This window comes from Massilia norwichensis (assembly GCF_024753245.1).
In the GTDB taxonomy this organism is placed as follows: Bacteria; Pseudomonadota; Gammaproteobacteria; order Burkholderiales; family Burkholderiaceae_D; genus Telluria; species Telluria norwichensis.
On the sequence record NZ_JANUGX010000009.1, the window covers coordinates 19,588 to 40,665 of the forward strand.

General features: G+C 61.5%; 17 protein-coding genes. 13 read left to right on the forward strand and 4 right to left on the reverse strand.

Annotated features, from left to right (window positions below; all coding sequences use genetic code 11):
* The first annotated feature begins 1 nt into the window (after window position 1).
* The 4 genes from wbjC to NX782_RS09400 are packed head-to-tail and all read left to right on the forward strand — an operon-like array spanning window position 2 to window position 4,443.
* Window positions 2–1,111, forward strand: coding sequence for a UDP-2-acetamido-2,6-beta-L-arabino-hexul-4-ose reductase (gene wbjC / locus NX782_RS09385; RefSeq protein WP_258845187.1), 1,110 nt, complete (start codon window positions 2–4; stop codon window positions 1,109–1,111).
* Window positions 1,108–2,238: a non-hydrolyzing UDP-N-acetylglucosamine 2-epimerase gene (wecB, locus tag NX782_RS09390; protein WP_258845188.1), complete on the forward strand. Its 1,131-nt coding sequence runs from the start codon at window positions 1,108–1,110 to the stop codon at window positions 2,236–2,238. Before wbjC ends, wecB begins: the two co-directional genes overlap by 4 nt.
* A 10-nt stretch (window positions 2,239–2,248) precedes the next feature.
* Window positions 2,249–3,499: a glycosyltransferase family 4 protein gene (locus NX782_RS09395; RefSeq protein WP_258845189.1), complete on the forward strand. Its 1,251-nt coding sequence runs from the start codon at window positions 2,249–2,251 to the stop codon at window positions 3,497–3,499.
* Window positions 3,496–4,443: a UDP-glucose 4-epimerase family protein gene (locus NX782_RS09400; protein WP_258845190.1), complete on the forward strand. Its 948-nt coding sequence runs from the start codon at window positions 3,496–3,498 to the stop codon at window positions 4,441–4,443. The genes NX782_RS09395 and NX782_RS09400 overlap by 4 nt, the downstream gene beginning before the upstream one ends.
* Before the next feature lie 103 nt (window positions 4,444–4,546).
* Here NX782_RS09400 and NX782_RS09405 read toward each other — a convergent pair whose 3' ends face one another.
* Window positions 4,547–5,107, reverse strand: a complete 561-nt coding sequence (locus tag NX782_RS09405; protein ID WP_258845191.1) for a sugar transferase — start codon at window positions 5,105–5,107, stop codon at window positions 4,547–4,549.
* Window positions 5,108–5,134: 27 nt separating this feature from the next.
* The gene (locus NX782_RS09410; RefSeq protein ID WP_258845192.1) at window positions 5,135–7,075 is read right to left on the reverse strand and encodes a polysaccharide biosynthesis protein; all 1,941 of its coding nucleotides are present in this window, start codon (window positions 7,073–7,075) and stop codon (window positions 5,135–5,137) included.
* 604 nt (window positions 7,076–7,679) lie between these two features.
* On the opposite strand from NX782_RS09410, the gene NX782_RS09415 reads away from it, so the two are divergent.
* From NX782_RS09415 to rfbC, 5 genes are read left to right on the forward strand one after another with little or no spacing between them, the layout of a single operon-like run.
* The gene (locus tag NX782_RS09415) at window positions 7,680–10,532 is read left to right on the forward strand and encodes a YjbH domain-containing protein (protein ID WP_258845193.1); all 2,853 of its coding nucleotides are present in this window, start codon (window positions 7,680–7,682) and stop codon (window positions 10,530–10,532) included.
* 60 nt (window positions 10,533–10,592) lie between these two features.
* Window positions 10,593–11,651 carry a dTDP-glucose 4,6-dehydratase gene (rfbB, locus tag NX782_RS09420; RefSeq protein WP_258845194.1) on the forward strand — a complete coding sequence of 353 codons (1,059 nt, stop codon included), beginning with the start codon at window positions 10,593–10,595 and terminating at the stop codon, window positions 11,649–11,651.
* Window positions 11,652–12,557: a dTDP-4-dehydrorhamnose reductase gene (gene rfbD, locus NX782_RS09425; protein WP_258845195.1), complete on the forward strand. Its 906-nt coding sequence runs from the start codon at window positions 11,652–11,654 to the stop codon at window positions 12,555–12,557.
* Window positions 12,550–13,434, forward strand: coding sequence for a glucose-1-phosphate thymidylyltransferase RfbA (rfbA, locus tag NX782_RS09430; RefSeq protein ID WP_258845196.1), 885 nt, complete (start codon window positions 12,550–12,552; stop codon window positions 13,432–13,434). The genes rfbD and rfbA overlap by 8 nt, the downstream gene beginning before the upstream one ends.
* Before the next feature lie 16 nt (window positions 13,435–13,450).
* Window positions 13,451–14,002 carry a dTDP-4-dehydrorhamnose 3,5-epimerase gene (gene rfbC, locus NX782_RS09435; RefSeq protein ID WP_258845197.1) on the forward strand — a complete coding sequence of 184 codons (552 nt, stop codon included), beginning with the start codon at window positions 13,451–13,453 and terminating at the stop codon, window positions 14,000–14,002.
* Between the two features lie 70 nt (window positions 14,003–14,072).
* On the opposite strand, the gene NX782_RS09440 is transcribed toward rfbC, so the two are convergent.
* Window positions 14,073–14,372: a hypothetical protein gene (locus tag NX782_RS09440; RefSeq protein ID WP_258845198.1), complete on the reverse strand. Its 300-nt coding sequence runs from the start codon at window positions 14,370–14,372 to the stop codon at window positions 14,073–14,075.
* Between the two features lie 242 nt (window positions 14,373–14,614).
* Complete coding sequence (locus NX782_RS09445) at window positions 14,615–14,911, reverse strand: hypothetical protein (protein WP_258845199.1); 297 nt, start codon at window positions 14,909–14,911, stop codon at window positions 14,615–14,617.
* Between the two features lie 250 nt (window positions 14,912–15,161).
* On the opposite strand from NX782_RS09445, the gene flhB reads away from it, so the two are divergent.
* The 4 genes from flhB (at window position 15,162) to NX782_RS09465 (ending at window position 21,074) form a co-directional block, all read left to right on the forward strand.
* Complete coding sequence (gene flhB, locus NX782_RS09450; RefSeq protein WP_258845200.1) at window positions 15,162–16,322, forward strand: flagellar biosynthesis protein FlhB; 1,161 nt, start codon at window positions 15,162–15,164, stop codon at window positions 16,320–16,322.
* A 114-nt stretch (window positions 16,323–16,436) separates the two neighbouring features.
* A complete protein-coding gene (gene flhA, locus NX782_RS09455; RefSeq protein ID WP_258845201.1) occupies window positions 16,437–18,578 on the forward strand; it encodes a flagellar biosynthesis protein FlhA in 2,142 nt (713 codons plus the stop codon).
* 143 nt (window positions 18,579–18,721) lie between these two features.
* Complete coding sequence (gene flhF / locus NX782_RS09460) at window positions 18,722–20,212, forward strand: flagellar biosynthesis GTPase FlhF (protein ID WP_258845202.1); 1,491 nt, start codon at window positions 18,722–18,724, stop codon at window positions 20,210–20,212.
* The gene (locus tag NX782_RS09465; protein WP_258845203.1) at window positions 20,205–21,074 is read left to right on the forward strand and encodes a MinD/ParA family ATP-binding protein; all 870 of its coding nucleotides are present in this window, start codon (window positions 20,205–20,207) and stop codon (window positions 21,072–21,074) included. The genes flhF and NX782_RS09465 overlap by 8 nt, the downstream gene beginning before the upstream one ends.
* Window positions 21,075–21,078: the final 4 nt, after the last annotated feature.

Here is a 21,078-nt window from a genome sequence, read left to right on the forward strand (position 1 = left end):
GATGAAGGTACTGGTGACTGGTGCCGATGGTTTCATCGGCAAGAACCTGCTCGTGCGTCTGCGTGAACTCGAGATCGAACATATTTCATTTGTCCGAGGGATGTCGAGTGGCGAGCTGCAGGCGGCGGTCGAGCAGGTCGAGTTCGTGTTTCATCTTGCTGGCATCAACCGCCCCAAGGACACAGCCGAGTTCAAGGACGGTAACGCGGGCCTCACCGAGCAGCTGTGCGACGCAATTCGACGTAGCGGCCGGGTCTTGCCGGTACTGTATACCTCGTCGATTCAAGCTGAACTGGACAATCCGTATGGCAGCAGCAAACGTGAAGCCGAAATTGCTCTTGAGCACTTGGCAATCGAGAGCAGTGCTCCAGTCTACATCTATCGCCTGCCCAATGTGTTTGGCAAGTGGAGCCGTCCGAACTATAACTCGGCGATAGCGACCTTCTGCCATAACGTTGCTCATGACCTGCCGATTAGCATTAATGACCCCAGCGCAAATATCCGCCTGGTTTACGTCGATGATGTGCTTGACAGCTTCCTTTCGGCCCTCAAGCTGCGTCCGCAGGGGTTCCAGCAAATGCAGGTCGCTCCTGAATACGCCATCACCGTCGGTCAACTGGCAGACACGCTGCGTAGCTTCAAGGAACGTCGTGAATCTCTAGTCGTCGATCGGGTGGGAAGTGGCCTGACTCGCGCTCTGTACGCGACCTACCTCAGCTTCCTGCCGCCTGCGCAGTTTTCTTACACCGTGCCGGTGTATGCCGATCCGCGCGGGCGTTTCGTCGAAATGCTGAAGACCCAGGACTCTGGGCAAATGTCGTTTTTCACCGCCGGTCCCGGCGTGACCCGAGGTGGCCATTACCATCATTCCAAGAACGAGAAATTCCTTGTCATTCAGGGCAAGGCATCGTTCAAGTTTCGTCACATCGTCTCCGGAGAGGAGTACGAACTGTTCACCGATGGCGCCAAGCCGGAAATTGTGGTGACAGTCCCGGGCTGGTCCCACGACATTACCAACATCGGTGATAACGAAATGATCGTCATGCTCTGGGCAAATGAAATTTTCGACCGGCAACGCCCGGACACCGTTACTTACAAGGTTCGCCCATGAAAAAATTAAAGGTGATGACCGTCGTCGGGACGCGTCCCGAAATCATCCGTTTGTCGCGCGTTCTCGTCGCACTGGATGAACATTGCGAACATGTACTGGTCCACACAGGCCAGAACTACAACTACGAGCTCAACGAGATCTTCTTCCAGGACCTCGGCGTGCGGCGTCCGGACCGCTTCCTAAATGCGGCCGGCGGCAACGCGGCCGAGACCATCGGCAACATCATCATCGCGGTCGACAGCGCACTGGCCGAGATCCAGCCGGACGCCATGCTGGTGCTGGGCGATACGAATAGTTGCCTCGCCGCGCTCCCCGCGAAGCGCCGTAAAGTCCCAATCTTCCACATGGAAGCCGGCAATCGCTGCTTCGATCAACGCGTGCCTGAAGAAACCAACCGCAAGATCGTCGACCATATATCCGACATCAACCTTACTTACAGCGATATCGCGCGCGAATATCTGCTGCGTGAAGGCCTACTGCCGGACCGCGTCATCAAGACCGGCAGTCCGATGTATGAAGTGCTCACGCATTACCGTGCAGGTATCGATGCGTCCAATGCCCTCAACCGCCTGGGGCTCCAGCAATACGACTATTACGTCGTCAGCGCCCACCGCGAAGAGAACATCGAGTCCGATTACAACTTCAACAGACTGGTAAGCATCCTCAACGCCGTGGCCGAGCAGTTCGGTAAGCCGGTGATCGTATCTACCCATCCACGCACGCAAAAACGTATCGATGCGATTGGTGCGACCTTCCACCCGCTGGTCCGCCTGCTCAAGCCCATGGGCTTCAAGGATTACGTCAAGCTGCAGCTGGAATCGACCGCCGTCCTGTCCGATAGCGGCACGATCAACGAAGAATCGTCGATCCTGAATTTCCCGGCTTTGAACCTGCGTGAAGCGCACGAGCGGCCCGAAGGCATGGAAGAAGCGGCGGTCATGATGACCGGCCTTGAGGTCGAGCGTGTTCTGCAGGGCCTTGCGATTCTCTCGACCCAGTCGCGTGGCAGCGAGCGCAGCCTGCGTCTGGTGGCCGACTACAGCATGCCGAACGTGTCCGATAAGGTTGTGCGCATCATTCACAGCTATACCGACTACGTGAATCGGGTGGTCTGGAAGAAGCAGTAAGGGGGCCTTAGTGCGCTTGCTCGTCGTTACACAGTATTTCTGGCCCGAGAACTTTCGCGTCAACGATCTGGTCGCGGAACTCGTGCGCCGTGGGCATGAAGTCACCGTGCTGACCGGTCACCCGAACTATCCTGCGGGAGAGTTCTTCCCCGAGTTCGTAGCGGATCCGGAGAAGTTCAACAACTACGCAGGAGCGACAGTCGTACGCGTGCCCCATACTGCGCGCGGCAAGGGCGGGATCCGGTTGCTGACGAACTACTTTACCTTCGCCACGAGCGCCATCGTGCTGGGAACATGGAAGCTGCGTGGCCGGGAGTTCGACGCCATCTTCTGCTACGAGCCTTCGCCCATTACGGTGGGCCTCCCTGCGGCGGCCTTGCGGGCCTTGAAGAAGGCGCCTTTGGGCTTCTGGGTACTGGACTTGTGGCCGGAAACGCTGCACGCCATCGGCGTCGTCAAGTCGGCTTCGGTTCTCAAGCTGGTCGGGAAACTGGTGTCCTTCATCTATCGCCGCTGCGACCTGATCCTGGCGCAGTCGCGCAGCTTCATTCCCCAGATCAGGAAGTACGCCGGGCCAAACAGCCCGGTGGAATACTTCCCGAGTTGGGCTGAAGCGGTGTTCGACATGGGCAAGGTCGCTCCGGCACCGGAACTGGATGCTGCGCCAGACAAGTTCACCGTTATGTTCGCGGGGAACGTCGGCGATGCGCAGGATTTTCCGGCGATCCTTGCCGCCGCCGAAGAGCTCAAGCACGATAAGCGTATCCGCTGGGTCATCGTCGGTGACGGCAGGATGAGCGACTGGCTGGCGCAGGAAGTCGCAAAGCGCGGCTTGTCCGATTGTTTCCTGTTGATGGGGCGTTATCCGGTCGACCGCATGGCCAGCTTCTTCAAGCATGCGTCCGCCTTGCTGGTGTCCCTGAAAGATGAGCCGATCTTCTCGATGACGATTCCGGGCAAGCTGCAATCCTACCTCGCAGCCGGGATTCCTTTGCTTTGCATGCTCAACGGCGAAGGTGCGGATGTCGTGGAGAGAGCCGAGGCAGGAATGACTTGCAACGCTGGCGATTCCCACGGGTTGGCCCAGGCAGTGCTGCGACTCGCCGCGATGACGCCGCAGGAGCGGGAACGCATGGGCAATAATGGCTTGGCTGCCGGCACGGCGCAGTTCGACCGCGATCGCCTGATCACGCAGCTGGAATCGATGTATGCACGGCTGATTGGCCCCAAGGCAGCATCCAAAATAGAGATAGCTCAATGATTCTTGTCACTGGAAGTAATGGATTCGTTGGCCGCGAACTGTGTCAGGCCCTGGCGCAGCGCGGCATTCGTTTCAGGGCTGCCGTTAGAACGGCGGCAAAACAGGATCAGGTGGCCGTCGGCAACCTCGACGGTTCGACGGATTGGCGCGCGGCGCTAGCCGGGTGTTCGGCGGTCATTCACCTTGCGGCACGCGTTCACGTGATGTCGGATACCGTCGAAGACCCCCTGCGTGCCTACCGGGAAGTCAATCTGGAGGGCACGCTTCGGCTGGCGCGCCAGGCAGTGGAGGCTGGCGTCAAGCGCTTCGTTTTTGTCAGCAGCGTCAAGGTCAACGGCGAAGCCACGGCCAGCACGCCGTTCAGCGCAGCCGACCGTCCCGCGCCATGTGATCCCTACGGCCAGTCGAAAATGGAGGCGGAAACCGCGCTACTGGAACTGGGCCGTGAAACCGGCCTGGAAGTGGTTATCGTGCGTCCGCCCCTGGTCTATGGACCGGGCGTGAAAGCCAATTTCCTCAACCTCGTCAAGCTGGTACGGCTTGGCTTGCCGCTGCCCTTTGGAATGGCAAATGGCTACCGCAGCATGGTTGCGGTGGAAAACCTGGTCGACCTGCTCATCACCTGCACCGTGCATCCAAATGCACCAGGAGCCGTGTTCATGGTGTCGGACGGGCAGGACATGCATGTCGGCGATCTGGTTCGCATGATCGCAAAGGCGATGGGGAAAAACGTGTTCCTCCTGCCGGTCCCGCCCGTGGTGCTGCGCTCTGCTGCGCGCCTGGCCGGCAAGTCGGCGGTCGCCGACAGGCTCTTTGGTTCCCTGCAGGTGGACATCGGCGCAACGCTGGAGCGTCTGCAGTGGAAGCCGGTCGTTTCGCCACAGTTCGCCATTGGCAGAACCGTCGATCACTTCTTGGGCAACCAGGAAAGCAAGACGCGATAAGGCACGTATTCGACCGGTACCCGGATTTGACTGTATTCATAAAACGGCTGGGGCGCATGAAGCGCCCCAGCCGTTTTGTTTTATTTATCTTTTGTTTTATTTATTAGTGGGTAACGCCTTCGCGTCGTGCCACCTTGATGAAGGTAAGGAACATCACTTTCGCATCGAAGAACAAGGATTGCATCCGCAGGTAATCGGCGTCGAGGCGGACCTTGTCGGGAATCGGCAACTCGTCGCGGCCGTTGATCTGGGCCCAGCCGGTCAGGCCAGGGCGGATCGTATGCACGCCATGCTCGGTACGCAGCTCGATCAGGTTCTGCTGGTTATACAGGGCAGGGCGCGGGCCAACCACGCTCATGTCGCCAGTGAGGATGCACCACAGCTGGGGCAGCTCATCCAGGCTGGTGCGGCGCAGGAAGCCACCTACCGGAGTCAGGTATTGGTTGGGGTCCGACAGCAGGTGCGTTGCCACCACCGGGGTGTCGGTGCGCATGGTGCGCAGTTTGGGCATCGAAAAGATGTGGTTGTTCCTGCCGACGCGGTCCGACCAGTACAGCACCGGGCCTTTCGAAGTCAGCTTCACCACGACCGCGAGTACGGCCATTAATGGAAGAAAGATCAGGGATGCGATCAATGCCAATACAAAATCAACTGCACGTTTCATGTAGTACTACCCTTAAATACTTGTTAGTCAGGCGCGCGCTTCTTCGAGCGGCTTATCGATGCTCATGGGAGTCGGATCTTCCTTGCGGGTTTTCCAGAAATGGTCATCGATCTCCGAAGATGGGGTGAATTCCGGCACGATCTTGCGCAGCTGGGCACGGATCGCCGTTTGGTCGCCACGCGCGCAGGCCTCGTTCAGGTGCTTCAGCATAATTTCCAGGAAGGGCCAGGCAATCTCGGCTTCCTGAGCACGCAGGATCAGCGGATGGTCGGTGTCGCTCACGTTGTCGCCGATGAGCAGTTCTTCATACAGTTTTTCGCCCGGACGCAAGCCGACATAGCGGATCTCGATGCCGCTTTCCGACATTGGAGAGCGCACCTCATTGCCGCTCAGCTGGATCATCTTCTTTGCGAGGTCGGCGATTTTCACCGGTTCGCCCATGTCGAGCACGAACACATCGCCGCCCTGGCCCATCGAGCCAGCCTGGATGACGAGCTGGGCTGCTTCCGGGATGGTCATGAAATAGCGCGTGATTTCCGGGTGGGTCAGAGTGACCGGACCGCCGGCAGCGATCTGCTTACGGAACAGCGGTACGACGGAGCCGGACGAACCGAGCACGTTGCCGAAGCGAACCATGCAGAAACGGGTACTGCTGTGCTGGCGCGCGAAGGCTTGCAGGATCAATTCGGCAAGGCGTTTGGTGGAGCCCATCACGTTGGTAGGACGCACGGCCTTGTCGGTGGAGACCAGCACGAAGCATTTCACCTTGGCTGCCACTGCGGCACGGGCAAAATTCAGGGTACCGAAAACGTTGTTGCGGATGCCTTCGATCGGATTCTGTTCCACCAAAGGCACGTGCTTGTAAGCCGCCGCGTGGTAGACAGTCTCGATTTCGAAATGCTGAAAGATTTCGCGCGATTTCTCGAAGTCCAGCACCGAGCCCATGAAGGGCACCAGTTCGGTCTCCTGGCCACTTGCCGCCACGACGGCGCGCAGTTCCTGGTCGATCGCATACAGCGCGTACTCCGAGAGCTCGAGCAGCACCAGGCGACGCGGCTTCAGTTTCACGATCTGGCGGCAAAGTTCCGAGCCGATTGAACCGCCGGCACCGCTGACCGCGACGGCCTTGCCGGTAATACAAACCGAAAGCAGGGCATTGTCGGGCGCAACCGGATCGCGGCTGAGCAGGTCTTCGATTTCAATCTGGCGCACGTCGTCGACACGCGACATGCCTTTTACGAGGTTGTTCACCGGCGGCGTTACCTTGATCTTGACCTTGAGCGGCGTAAGACGGTCGATGATCTGTTTCTGCTCGCTGCGGCTGAGTGATGGCATGGCCAGCAGGACGGCGCCAACCTCGTATCGCTGGACCAGATCGGCAATACGTTCCGCGGCATGGACCTTGATGCCACTGAGCGTGGCCTTGTGCAGTTGCGCATTGTCGTCCACAAAGGCAACCGGAAGGTACTCTTTGCCTGGCAGCAGGGCGTTGGCAAGTTGGAGGCCAGCATCCCCCGCGCCGTAAATGATCACGTTGACGCGGTCCGCAGCACGGCGGTCCCCGAGGAAAAATCCGCGCGCCAGGAAGCGGCTGGCCAGCAAGTACAGGATCAGGTTGGCAGCGAAGATCACGAACGGAGTAGGCGAGAATGCATCGCCGAGCGACATCATCGCCAGCACGCCAAGCATGCCAACGGAAACGGCCGCGCCCTTCACCACGGTCATGACGATCTGGTGGTCGATGTAGCGAATGATTGCACGATACAGCCCAATCCGCGCGTACACCGGAATCGAAATCACTGGCGCAGCCAGGATCAACCACAGGTAGCTGCCGAACTTCGTTGTATCAAAACCGTTGAAGTGTAGCGCCAAAGCGACAACGAAAGTCAATGGGACAAAGAATAGGTCTGCCGCGGCTGCGACTGCCTGCTTTTTACGACGAGGTAGATCGAGAAATGTTTTCTTCATATTTGTAATAAGATGACTTTTCGTTTCATTTAAATGTCATCAATTATTTAACGCAGCGCTTTTTGAATGACAAACCCATCCTTTTGGCAATGCCGAAAGTTTTTTCATTCCTGGATCTGTTTAAATTCTCACCGTTTGTAACGGATTTGTCAGAGCTGACTTTGGAGTAGTGCTGCAATGCATGATGTTCTCGGAATAATACTTTATTGCAGAGGAAAAAGGCAGACTAGGGTAGGAATTTTCCTGTCTCAAGGACGGCTTTCGCGATTGCGTAAAAGTCAAGAGAAGTGCTCTTTTGATAGTAGAAGCAGACTTTGCCGGGCTGAAATGCTGCGGACGCAAGCAACTGGTTATAAAAATGGAATCCAGATGTTGCTGTTCCTGAAAGTAGAGCGGTAGGAAGAGTCTGACAGAACTGTTGCGTCGACGCGTCAACTGAATTTGAACGGGTCGACTTATGCGTTTTGCTGCTGTCTGTTATTCAGTGGTAAACAGCACGTGCAGTTGGCTAGGCATGGTTGAGCTGATAAACTCTACTATTTGCGATTGTCATTAGAACGAGATTTCGGATTAGAGGTCGATCGCGTATTTGCCGGATTTATTGATGATCGATACCGAATTCAGAAACTCATTCAAGCTCTCCCTATACAGCTCCCTAGTCCTGGCCGCAACGAGCGCGTTTGGCGCGACGCCGACGATCCAGGGCCAGTCGGGTTATGTCAACATGCCGAGTGCATGGGTGGAGCCGGACGGCACCTTCAGCACCGGCTATGGGTACGACAGCCCCTACGGCAGCACGTGGGTCTCGGCGACCTTCCTGCCCTTCCTCCAGTTGACGGGACGTTATGTGTCGATCACGGGAACGCCTGCGTTCTCGTCAATTGACGATCCTGAGTACGGCAAGGGCTATGGGCGCTTCAAGGACAAGGTCTTCGATGCCAAGCTCAACGTCTGGAAAGAATCGGACTGGATGCCGGCGATTTCCGTCGGCGCGACCGACCTGCTCGGTACCGAGCTGTTCAAGGGCCAGTACATCGTCGCGTCCAAGATCTTTGGCTCGGCAAGGAATTTTGAGGCCAGTATCGGCTACGGACGAAGGCGTCCAAACGGACTCTTCGCTGGCGCACGCTGGGTACCTACCTCGCTACCACACTGGGCAGTAGTGGCCGAATACGACGCCAATAACTATAAGAACGACTATAGCGCAGCAAGCACTGGCGCCGCGTCCCGCGAAAAAGGCCTGGCCGCCGGCCTCGAATACCGCTGGGGCTGGCTAGGCGCCCAAGTCGCCCGCCACCGCGACCACTTCAGCGCCAACGCATTCGTCAGCATCCCGTTCGGCGAGCGTGAATTCATTCCCAAGCTCTACGAGCCGGCACCCTTCGATCCGAAGAAAGCCCCGCCGCGCGCCACCGCCGCCGAGTGGCAGCAGGACGGCAGCCGCGGCGCAGCGCTCGCCGAGGCGCTAGTCAAGCAGGACTTCAAGAACGTGCGCGTCGAACTCGACAGTAACGTCCTGAAGCTCACGCTGACCAACAACCGGATTTCGAACATGGGCCGCGCCATCGGCCGGGCGGCGCGTACCGCGCTCGCGTTCGCGCCGGAAGGCACGCGCGCAATCCACGTCACCTATACCAAGCTGGAACAGCCAATTGCGACCTACGAGTTCCAGGACCTGCCGCGTCTCACCGATTACCTGACCGGCCTGGCCGACCGCGAGTCCTTCCTGCAGACCGTGGCCGTGCGTTACGCGACCCCGGCCGACCGCATCGACGACCAGCAGGGCCTGCTCGCCGCGGTGCGCGAGGAAGGCAAGGGACTGGCGGTGCAGGTGGGCCAGGACGGCAACATCGTCCAGGTGGTGTCCGAAGACCGCGAAGCGAACCGCTTCAAGACGATTCCCAAGATCTCGTTCTTCTTCAACGACCCGAGCGGCGCGCTGCGCTACGAAGTGGCGGCCGCCACCAACTACGACCGCCGCCTGGGCCAGGGTACTTACCTGAACAGCGCGTTCAAGCTGAACATTCTGGAAAACGTCTCGGGCGTCACGCAAAAGTCGAACAGCCTGCTGCCGCATGTGCGCACCGACATCGCCGAGTACAAGCGCGGCAGCCGCCTGAAGCTCAACCGCCTGCTGCTCAACCAGTACCTGACGCTCGACGAGCGCCTGTACGCGCGCGCTTCCGCCGGCTTCTATGAAGAGATGTACCGTGGCGTCGGCGGCCAGATCCTGTACCTGCCAAAGGACAGCCGCTGGGCGGCCGACATCAGCGTCGACGCCCTACAGCAGCGCGGTTACAGAGGCTGGTTCGACAAGCTCGATTACAAGACCGTCACCGCGCTCGGCGCGCTGCACTACAAGCTCCCGTACGACATCACGGCGACGGCGCGGGCAGGGCGCTTCCTGGCGCGCGACAACGGCGTGCGCGTCGAATTCAAGCGCCGCTTCCAGTCCGGTGTCGAGATCGGTGCCTGGTACACGAAAACCAACGGCAAGGACATCACCAACCCAGGCACGCCGGCCAATCCCTACAACGACAAGGGCGTCTTCCTGTCGGTCCCGCTGAACATCATGCTGCCGTCGGATACCCAGGCAACGGCCGGTATTGGCTTGTCCCCTTGGACCCGCGACGTCGGCCAGATGGTCGCCAGCCCCGGCGACCTGTACGACCTGTTCGAGCAGCCGCGCCGCGACCTGACGACCTACGACGGTCTCGGCAATTTTGCCGAGCGCCGCGACGAGCAGAACCTGCCGGCGGTGAACCCGCCGGTGCGTCCGATGCCCAACATGTGGCCGATCTTCCGCTATCGCTTGGAACAGTCGTTCTCGAACACGCCGACCCTGCCGCAATGGGCCAACGGCACGCTGCTGGGCGGCGCTGCGATTCTCGGCGGCGCACTGCTCGACAAGCCCTTCGACCGCTTCATGGAAAAGCGCGACGGTACGCGCGCCGCACGCGCCTGGAACAACGTCGGCAAGGCCATGCCGGTGCTGCTGACCGGCGCCGCCGCGGGCGCGGTTGCGCTCGGCGACGCGCGCCTGCAGAACATGGGCATCATCTCGCTCGAGTCGATCGCCGGCGCGGCCGCCGTGTCGATCGCCACCAAGCGCATCGTCGGCCGCGCGCGCCCGAACGAAGGCCTGGGACCGTGGAGCCGGACCTCGGACCGCTCGAACGCCTCCTTCCCGTCGAATCACAGCACGATCGCGTTCGCGGCGGTGACGCCGTTCGCGCAGGAATACGACGCGCCATGGCTGTACGGCCTGGCCGCCGCCAGCTCCATGGGCCGCGCCGCAGGCCGTCAGCACTGGGTATCCGACGTGGTGGCCGGCGGCGTGCTTGGTTATGCGATGGGCAGCTGGCTGTGGCAGAGCCAGCGCAATAACACGGGTTCGAGCTTTGCCGTGGCGCCGGGACCGAAGTCGGTCAGCGTGGCCTGGAGCGGCAGCTACTGACAGCGCGAGGGTGGCGCGTACAATACGGCCCATGTACGCGCATACAGGAACACCCCACCCATGATCTTGACGACCGGCGGCGCCGGCTTCATCGGCAGTCATTTTGTGCTGGACTGGCTCGCCCGCTCGGACGAGCCGGTGCTCAACCTCGACAAGCTGACCTATGCCGGCAATCTCGAGAACCTGGCCGGCCTGCGCGGCGACTCCCGTCACGTCTTCGTGCAGGGCGATATCGGCAATGCGGCGCAGGTAGCGCGGCTGTTGGCCGAGCACCGGCCCCGCGCGGTCGTCAACTTCGCCGCCGAAAGTCACGTCGACCGCAGCATCTACGGTCCGGAAGACTTCATCCAGACCAATATCGTCGGCACCTTCCGCCTGCTCGAAGCGGTGCTTGGGTACTGGAGCGGCTTGCCGGCTGCTGAGCAGGCTGCCTTCCGCTTCCTGCATGTCTCCACTGATGAGGTCTATGGCTCGCTGGGCAGCACCGAGCCGGCCTTCCAGGAAACGAGGCGCTACGAACCCAACAGCCCGTACTCGGCCAGCAAGGCAGCCAGCGATCACCTGGTGCGCGCCTGGCACCATACCTATGGGCTGCCGGTGCTGACGACGAACTGCTCGAACAATTATGGGCCGTATCAGTTCCCGGAAAAGCTGATCCCGCTGTGCATCCACAACGCGCTGGCCGGCAAGCGCTTGCCGGTCTACGGCGACGGCCAGCAACGGCGCGACTGGCTATACGTGGGCGACCACTGCGCTGCGATCCGGCGCGTGCTCGAAGCAGGCCGGCTCGGCGAGGTCTACAACGTCGGCGGCTGGAGCGAAAAGGCGAATCTCGAGGTCGTGACGACGCTCTGCGATATGCTCGACGCCATGCGCCCGCGCGCCGACGGCTGCTCCCGCCGTGAACAGATCGCTTTCGTGGCCGACCGCCCCGGCCACGACCGCCGCTACGCGATCGACGCCGGCAAGCTGGAGCGCGAGCTGGGCTGGAAACCGCTTGAAAGCTTCGAGAGCGGTCTTCGCAAAACGGTGCGCTGGTATCTCGATAACGAAGCGTGGGTGAAGCACGTGAGCACGGGCGCTTACCGCGACTGGGCAGGCAAGCAATACGGAGAGTGAATGAAGATTTTGTTGACGGGGAAGGACGGGCAGGTCGGCTTCGAGCTGGTGCGGGCGCTGGCGCCGCTGGGCGAGGTCCTGGCTGTCGGCCGCGCGGATTGCGACCTGGGCGACACCGAAGCGCTGCGCGTGCTGGTACGCACGGCCGCGCCGGATATCATCGTCAATGCCGCGGCTTACACCGCCGTCGACAAGGCTGAAGCTGAAAGTGACCTCGCTTTTGCCGTCAATGCCCGCGCGCCCGGCATATTGGGCGAAGAAGCTGCGCGCCTCCGGGCAATGGCGATCCACTACTCGACCGACTATGTGTTCGATGGCGCTGGCCACGCGCCCTGGACCGAAGCAGACGCGCCGCAGCCGCAAAACGTGTATGGCCGTAGTAAGCTCGCCGGCGAGCGCGCACTGGCTGAAGCGTGTCCGCGCCACGCGATCCTGCGCACCAGCTGGGTGCTGGGCAGCCATGGGGGAAACTTCGCGAAGACCATGCTGCGCCTGGCCGCCGAGCGCGATCGCCTGAACGTCGTGGACGACCAGGTCGGCGCTCCGACATCCGCCGCGCTGCTGGCCGACCTGACGGCCCACCTGATCCGCCAGTTTGCGCGCGAAGGCGCGAACGCTTTCCCCTACGGGACCTATCATGTTGCGGCGGCAGGGGAAACCAGCTGGTGTGCCTACGCCCGCTTCGTGCTCGAGGCAGCGCAGCAGGCAGGGTGCCAGTTGCGTGCCAGACCGGATGCGCTGCTGCCGGTGACAAGCGCGGCATATTCGGCTGTTGCCAGGCGCCCGGCCAATTCCCGGCTCGACACCAGTCTTTTCCGCCAGACCTTCGGCTTGCGCCTGCCGCCCTGGCAGGACGGCGTGCGGGAGGTCTTACGGCATCTTCTTCGGAGCGAAAGCGATGCTTGAGCCCAAGCGAAAAGGGATGATCCTGGCAGGCGGGTCCGGCACCCGGCTGTATCCGGCAACCCAGGCGGTCAGCAAGCAGCTGATGCCGGTCTACGACAAGCCGATGGTGTACTACCCGCTCAGCACCCTGATGCTGAGTGGGATCCGTGACGTCCTCGTCATTACCACGCCCCAGGACGCGGCACGCTTCAGCGAGCTGCTCGGCGACGGCGGCCAGTGGGGGATGAGCATCCAGTATGCGGTCCAGCCCTCGCCGGACGGCCTGGCCCAGGCATTCGTCATCGGCCGCGACTTCATCGGCGACCATCCCTGCGCGCTCATCCTTGGCGATAACATCTTCTATGGCCATGAACTGGCAGCTCACTTGAAACGCGCCAATGCGCGGGTCGACGGCGCAACCGTGTTCGCCTACCACGTGCACGAGCCGGAGCGCTACGGCGTGATCGAATTCGACGGCGAGCGCCGCGTGCTCAGCATTGAGGAAAAACCGAGGGTACCGAAGTCGAACTTTGCGCTGACCGGGCTATACTTCTGCGACAAGAACGCCGCCAGCATCGCCGCCGACATCAAACCTTCCGCACGGGGCGAACTGGAAATCACGGATGTCATCCAGACCTATCTCGAGCAGGGTGAGTTGAATGTCGAGATCATGGGTCGCGGCCTGGCCTGGCTCGATACCGGCACCCACGACAGCCTGCTCGAGGCGGCCAGTTTCATCGCCACCTTGCAGAAGCGTCAGGGCCTGCAGGTCTCCTGTCCCGAAGAAATCGCGTACCGACAGGGCTGGATCGGTGCTGCAGAGCTCGAACGGCTGGCCACACCCTTGTCGAAGAACGCCTACGGGGATTATCTTTTGAAGTTATTGAAATCTTTTTGAAACCCGATACCGAAATATGCCCTACACCGTAACACCTACTGCGATCCCCGATGTACTGCTATTGGAACCGAAAGTTTTCAGCGATGACCGTGGTTATTTTTTCGAAAGCTACAGCGCACGCAACTTTCAGGAGGCGACCGGCTTGCAGATCGAATTCGTGCAGGATAATCACAGCGTGTCCCGAAAAGGTGTTTTGCGCGGCTTGCATTATCAGATCCAGCATCCGCAAGGAAAGCTGTTGAGAGTAACGCAGGGAAGCGTATTCGATGTGGCAGTCGACCTACGCAAGTCTTCACCCACCTTTGGCCGCTGGGTAGGTGTGATGCTCAGCGCGGAAAACCGCAGGCAGCTGTGGATACCGCCTGGTTTCGCGCATGGCCTGTTGGCCCTGAGCGACACCGCCGAAGTCCTCTACAAAATTACCGATTACTGGTATCCAGAGCACGAGCGCACTTTGCTGTGGAATGACCCGGAGCTGGGCATTGCCTGGCCCATCACAGGTGCGCCGCAGTTGGCTGTAAAGGACGTGGAAGGTAAGAGTTTCCGCGAAACAGACGTGTTCGCATAAGCAATCGGCCGCATCAGCGGCCGATTTTGCAACCAACACCGGGGCGCGCAAGGCGTCCCGCCACGCACAATTAGTGGTGGGTAGTGGTCGAGTGGTTGGTGGTCGAGTCGTTGTCCGAAGCGGCAACAGCGACAGCCGCAACAGCGGCGCCGACAGCAACCAGAGTACCGGTCGACAGGCCAGCGACGGCGCCGGTGCCGAAGAAGCCGCCCGAGGTAGCAGCGCCAGCGGCGGTGCCGGTGGTGCCAGCGGCGCTAGCGGTTTGGCCAGCAGCGGCGTTACCTGCGTTCGAAGCAGCAGCGGTTTCTTGTGCCAGCACCGGTGCCGACAGCAGGCTCAGGATTGCGCCAGTGGCGATGATCTTTTTCATGATAGTCCTTAGTTTCAAATAGGGGCGATGCAGCAATACTTTGTTGCCAAGCGATTATAGCAACTATATGTTGCCTTGCTTCATTAAAAGCTGGCTTGTCCGGTAACTGTCTGCAAAAAAGTGTGCTTAATTTTCCACTTAGCGGTCCGGGACCTGCCGTAAAAAAGCGGCCCTCATGCTTGCGGGCCGCTTTTATTAACCAGAACACAAGGCTGGGGCACTACTAATGTCCCGCCATTCGATCAATGGTGGGTGGTGGTCGCGTGGCTAACGGTGGTGGAGTCGTCCGACGCTGCAACGGCAACGAGGGCAACTGCAGAGCCGATAGCAACTGCGGTAGCGGTCGACACGCCGGCAACGGTGCCGCCGGTCAGGAAGCCACCGGACGTACCCGTCGATGCAGCGCCGGTCGATGCGGTGCCAGTCTGGGCAGCAGCAGTGTTACCTGCGTTCGAAGCAGCCGAACCCGCAGTGTCTTGTGCCAGGGCCTGTGCCGACAGCAGAGCCAGGATTGCGCCGGTAACCATAATCTTCTTCATGTTCATCCTTTAGTCAGAAAAATTTGCAACAGGAATGTGAATATTCTAACACTTGTCCGTAACACATCAGTGTACAGTAATTGTTGCTGAGAATTCTCACGCTTTTTAACCTTCCCGTTCACCCGGGAACGAAAAGGCCGGTCTTTCCCCGCCTGTTCAATCTATAGCCTCAGGGCAACATCTGGAATAATCCCATCCTGATCAAAGCCGGTTGCGCAGCCGGCCCAACAGGAGCAGAAGCGGGAACAGCATGGCAGAAGCAAGCAACGCAGAGAAGACTGAACCAGCGTCAGCCAAACGGCTGAGCGACGCACGGAAGAACGGCGACATTCCCCGCTCGCGCGAAGTCGCCACCTTCACGGTGCTGATGACTGCCGGTGCCGGTTTGTGGATGCTGGGCGGCGGCGTCGTCGACAAGCTGTCCACCACGCTGCAGCGCGGCCTGTCGCTCGATCGCGAGCAGATCTACAACCCGAACGTCCTCATCGAACGCGTCACCGCCGACATCGGCGCCGTGATCCTGGCCTGCCTGCCGCTGGCGCTGGCCATCATGCTGGTCGCCGTGGTGTCGCCGCTGCTGATCGGTGGCTGGAATTTCACTGCCAAATCCTTCATGCCGAATTTCGCCAAGCTCAATCCCATGAATGGCATTGGCAACATGGTCTCGACCAATGCGCTGGTCGAACTCCTGAAAGCCGTCGCCAAGACCCTGCTGGTCGGCGCCGTCGCCTGGTATGTGGTGATGAGCGAGAAGGATGCCGTGATCGGCCTGGCGGTCGAACCGCTCGGCACCGCCACCGCCCACCTGGGCGGCCTGATCGCGCGCGCCTTCATGATCATGGTCGCTTCGCTGGGTGCGATCGCCTTGCTGGACGGCCCGTACCAGAAATGGCACTACGCCAACAAGCTGAAGATGACGCGCCAGGAAGTGATCCAGGAATCGAAGGAATCGGACGGCAACCCGCAGATCAAGGGCAAGATCCGCCAGATGCAACGCGAGATGGCACGCAAGCGCATGATGAGCAACGTGCCGACTGCCGACGTGGTCGTGACCAACCCGACCCACTTCGCGGTGGCGCTGAAATACGCCGATGGCCAGAAGGGCGCGCCGAAGGTGGTTGCCAAGGGTACCGACGAAGTCGCGGCCAAGATCCGCGAGATCGCCAAGGAAAACAAGGTCGTGCTGCTGGAAGCGCCGGCCCTGGCCCGTGCGCTGTACAAGCACACCGACATCGACGACGAGATTCCGGAAGCCCTGTTCTCGGCGGTGGCCGAAGTGCTGGCCTATGTCTACCAGCTGCGCGCCTATACCAAGGGCAGTAGCGACCACTATCCGGACCGTCCGAACAAGCTGCCGGTGCCGCCGGAGATGGACCCGTTCAATCCGGCCTCCCAAAAGCAGCAGACATGACGTGGCGTGGGCACAGGGTGCCCAGCCTGCGAAACACGGTAGGGTGGGGTAATGCGAAGCATTACGAACGTGCCCACCAAGCGAACAAATGAAGAAGCAATCAAGGAATCAAGAATGAACGGTTTTAGACTGCCGGCCTGGGCCCAGGCAATCGCGGGACGCGGCAACGCGCTGGCGGCGCCTATCCTCATCATCCTGCTGCTGTCGATGATGATCCTGCCGCTGCCGGCATTTGCACTCGACCTTTTCTTCAGCTTTAACATCGCGATGTCCGTCATCGTGCTGCTGACCGCGCTGTACACGGTCAAGCCGCTCGACTTCATGGCTTTCCCGGCGGTGCTGCTGGTGACGACCCTTTTGCGCCTGGCACTCAACGTGGCCTCGACCCGCGTGGTGCTGACCGAGGGTCACACCGGCGGCGCGGCGGCCGGCAAGGTGATCGAAGCCTTCGGCCACTTCCTCATCGGCGGCAACTACACGGTCGGCCTGGTGGTGTTCATCATCCTTACCATCATCAACTTCATGGTCGTCACCAAGGGTGCCGGCCGTATCGCGGAAGTGGGCGCGCGCTTTGCCCTGGACGCGATGCCAGGCAAGCAGATGGCGATCGACGCCGACCTGAACGCTGGCCTGATCGGCGAAGCGGAAGCCAAGCAGCGCCGCTCGGACGTGGCAATGGAAGCGGAATTCTATGGCGCGATGGACGGTGCCTCGAAGTACGTGCATGGCGACGCAATCGCCGGCATCCTGGTCACCCTGATCAACGTGATCGGCGGCCTAATCGTCGGCATGATCCAGCACGACATGGCCTTCGGCGACGCGGTCAAGAACTACACGCTGCTGGCCATCGGTGACGGCCTGGTCGCGCAGATCCCGTCGCTGATCATTTCGATCGCGGCCGGTATGGTCGTCTCGCGCGTGGCCAGCGACCAGGACGTCGGCGACCAGGTGGTCGGCCAGCTGTTCGGCCGCCCGATCGTTATGTACATCACCGGCGCCATCATCGGCGGCATGGGCATGATCCCGGGCATGCCGAACCTGGTGTTCCTGCTGCTGGGCAGCGCGCTGTTCGGCGCCGGTTACCTGGTGGAGAAGCGCCAGAAGAACGCGCCGGCACGGGCGCAGGGCGCGGCGGCAGGCGCCGCAGGCCAGGCCGGCGGGGCAGGGGGCGCGGCCGGCGCCAATGCCGCGGCCGCCACCACGCCGGCCGAGCAGGAAGAGGCGACCTGGCAGGACGTCATGCCGGTCGACACCCTCGGCCTGGAAGTGGGCTACCGCCTGATTCCACTGGTCGACAAGGGCCAGGCCGGCGAGCTGCTCAAGCGCATCAAGGGCATCCGCAAGAAATTCGCGCAGGAAGTCGGCTTCCTGGCGCCGCCAGTCCACATCCGCGACAACCTCGAACTGAAACCCTCGGCCTACCGCATCACGCTGAAAGGCGTGGAAGTCGGCAGCGGCGAGGCGATGAACGGCCAGTTCCTGGCGATCAACCCGGGCATGGCCAGTGGCACGCTGCCGGGCCTGGTGACCACCGACCCGGCTTTCGGCCTGCCGGCGATCTGGATCGACGCCGGCCTGAAGGACGAAGCGCAGAGCATGGGCTATACCGTGGTCGATGCCGGCACCGTGATCGCGACCCACCTGAACCACCTGATCACCACCCACGCTTCGGAACTGCTGGGCCGTATGGAAGTGCAGGCACTTCTTGACCATCTGGCAAAAGATGCGCCGAAGCTGGTCGAGGACCTGGTGCCGAAGGTCGTGTCGCTGTCGACCTTGCAGAAAGTGCTGCAGAACCTGCTGCAGGAAGGCGTGCACATCCGCGACATGCGCACCATCATCGAGACCCTGTCCGAGCACACGGGTTCGACCCAGGATCCGAACGACCTGACCGCGCTGGTGCGTATCGCCCTCGGCCGCGCCATCGTGCAGCAGCTGTTCCCGGGCACCAACGAGCTGTCCGTCATGACCCTGGACAACCGCCTCGAGCGCCTGCTGGTCCAGGCCCTGAACGCCGGCGGCGACGGCACCGGCATCGAGCCGGGCCTGGCCGACACCATCGTCCAGCAAGCGGCCAACGCCGCCCAGCAGCAGGAGGCGATGGGCTTGACGCCGGTGCTGTTGGTACCGGGTCCGCTGCGTACCTTGCTGTCGCGTTTCCTGCGCCGGGCGTTGCCGCAATTGAAGGTGCTGTCGCATTCGGAGATTCCGGAGACGAAGACGATTCGAGTGACGAGCCTGGTGGGTACGGCCTGATAAATCGGCCTTCAAAATCCTGCTTTGGGGAAATAGGCATATTTCCCCGTCCTTTTCCCCCGATGGTTTCCCTGCGGCATCGTCAATAATCCTGTTCAAGACGATTAACCTGCAACACCTGCCTGCAAGCGCGGAGACCAACGATGAACGTGAAGAAATTTACAGCCCCGACTTCCCGTGAGGCCCTGCGCAAGGTGCGCGATGCCCTGGGACCGGACGCGGTCATCCTGTCGAACCGCCCGGTGGATGGCGTGGTCGAGATCCTGGCGCTGGACAACGACGATGTCGCCTCGCTGTCCTCGCCGTCGCCGGAATCGGAAATGGCGGCGCCGCGTCCCCAGCTGCACCACATGGACGATCTGCCGGCAGCACCGGCCGCACGCACCCTCCACGAAGCAGGCGCGCCTCGTCCCTACGACGCCCCGGCAGCCCGCAGCTTCAGCAACATCCAGGCCGAGCCGGCCGCATCGGCCGACCTACAGCGCGCCCCGATGCAGCGCCCGGCCATGCCATCCTTCCACGATTTCGAAGAACCGGCCCCGCACACCTACGCCAACCGCCGCGCACCGCAGCCGGAAACGCCCGCTTTCGACATGGCCGCGATGACCGCCATGATGTCGGCCGCCATCGCCCAGGCCAAGGAGTCCGCTGCCAACGCCGCCGCCGCCGAGATGCAGGGCATGATGAGCGAGCTGCGCGCCATGCGTGGCATGATGGAGACCCAGCTGTCCGAGCTGTCCTGGGGCTCGACCCAGCAGCGCGAGCCGCAGAAGGCCGCCGTGCTGCGCGAGATGCTGGCGGCCGGCTTTTCGGCCAGCCTGTCGCGCTACCTGATCGACAAGCTCCCGGCCGGCAAGGATGGCGCCGAATCGCTGCGCTGGATCAAGACTGTCCTGGCCCGCAACATCACCACCATGTCGGATGAGGACGCGATCCTCGACCGCGGCGGCGTGTTCGCCCTGGTCGGCCCGACCGGCGTCGGCAAGACCACCACCACCGCCAAGCTGGCGGCGCGCTGCGTGATGCGCCACGGTCCCGAGAAGCTGGCCCTGATCACCACCGACGCCTATCGTATCGGCGGTCACGAGCAGCTGCGCATCTACGGCAAGATCCTGGGCGTGATGGTGCACTCCGTGAAGGACGAGGCCGACCTGCGCATCGCGCTGAAGGAACTGCGCAACAAGCACACCGTGCTGATCGACACCATCGGCATGTCGCAGCGCGACCAGATGGTGACCGAGCAGGTGGCCATGCTGACCGAGAGTGGCGCCAACGTGCAGCGCCTGCTGTGCCTGAACGCGACCTCGACCAACGAGACCCTGAACGAAGTGGTGCGCGCCTACCAGGGCACCGGGCTGGCCGGCTGCATCATGACCAAGCTGGACGAAGCCGCGTCGATCGGCAACGTGCTGGACGTGCTGGTGCGCCAGAAACTGAACCTCTATTACATTTCGAATGGCCAGCGCGTGCCGGAAGACCTGCACCTGGCCGACCGTGCCATGCTGATCGACCGCGCCTTCCGCAACAAGCGCGAGGCCGCCGCCCAGTTCAACGACGCCGACCTGCCGCTGATGATGTCGGGCCTGGGCAACCTGAACAACGACCGTTCGCTGCGCGAGGTGCACGTTGGCTAGTTTTGACTTCGACCAGGCCGAAGGCCTGCGCCGGATGCTGGCGGGCCCCAAGCCGCGCATCGTGACTTTCCTTTCCGCGACCCCGCAGGACGACAAGGGCGCCATGCTGGTCAACCTCGGCGCTTCGCTGGCGCAGAGCGGCAACGACGTGCTGATCGTCGACGCCTGCGAGCGCGACTACGGCGTGGCCCAGCGCCTGGGCGTGGACCGCAGCCCGGGCCTGCTGCAGGTGGCGCGCCAGGAGTGCGCGCTGAACCAGGTCATCCAGACCGTGCCGCAGGGGTTTTCCGTGGTGAAGATGAACGGCGTCGTCCCCGCGTCTTCCAACGTCGTTCCCGCGTCTTCCAACGTCGTTCCCGCGAAGGCGGGAACCCAAGCTTGGATTCCCGCCTCCGCGGGAATGACGATAGATGACGCCCGCCGCCTGGCCAAGACCTTCGACGTGCTGGTCAAGCAGTCGGCCGGCAGTATCGTGATCGTCGACGGTGAATTTTCCGACGACGACAGCTTCCCGGTGCCGATCATGGCGTCGTCGGAGATCGTGGTGCAGGTCTCGACCTCCGCCACCTCGATCACCAACGCCTACGCGCTGGTGAAGCGACTGTCGCAACATCTTGGCCGTCGTCCTTTCGGTATCCTTGTCACCGGCGCTACCGAAGCCGAGGCAAAGGTGGTATACGATAATATGTCATCAGCGGCAACACGTTACCTGGCAGTAACGCTGAGCTCCATGGGTTCGGTGCCTGCCGACGAGTACCTGCAGCGCGCCGCGCGCCTCGGCCGCGCGGTGGTCGACGCGTTTCCGCTGGCGGGCGCTTCGGTGGCATTCCGCCGCCTGGCGGGTCGTTTTGCGATGGCATAATTTT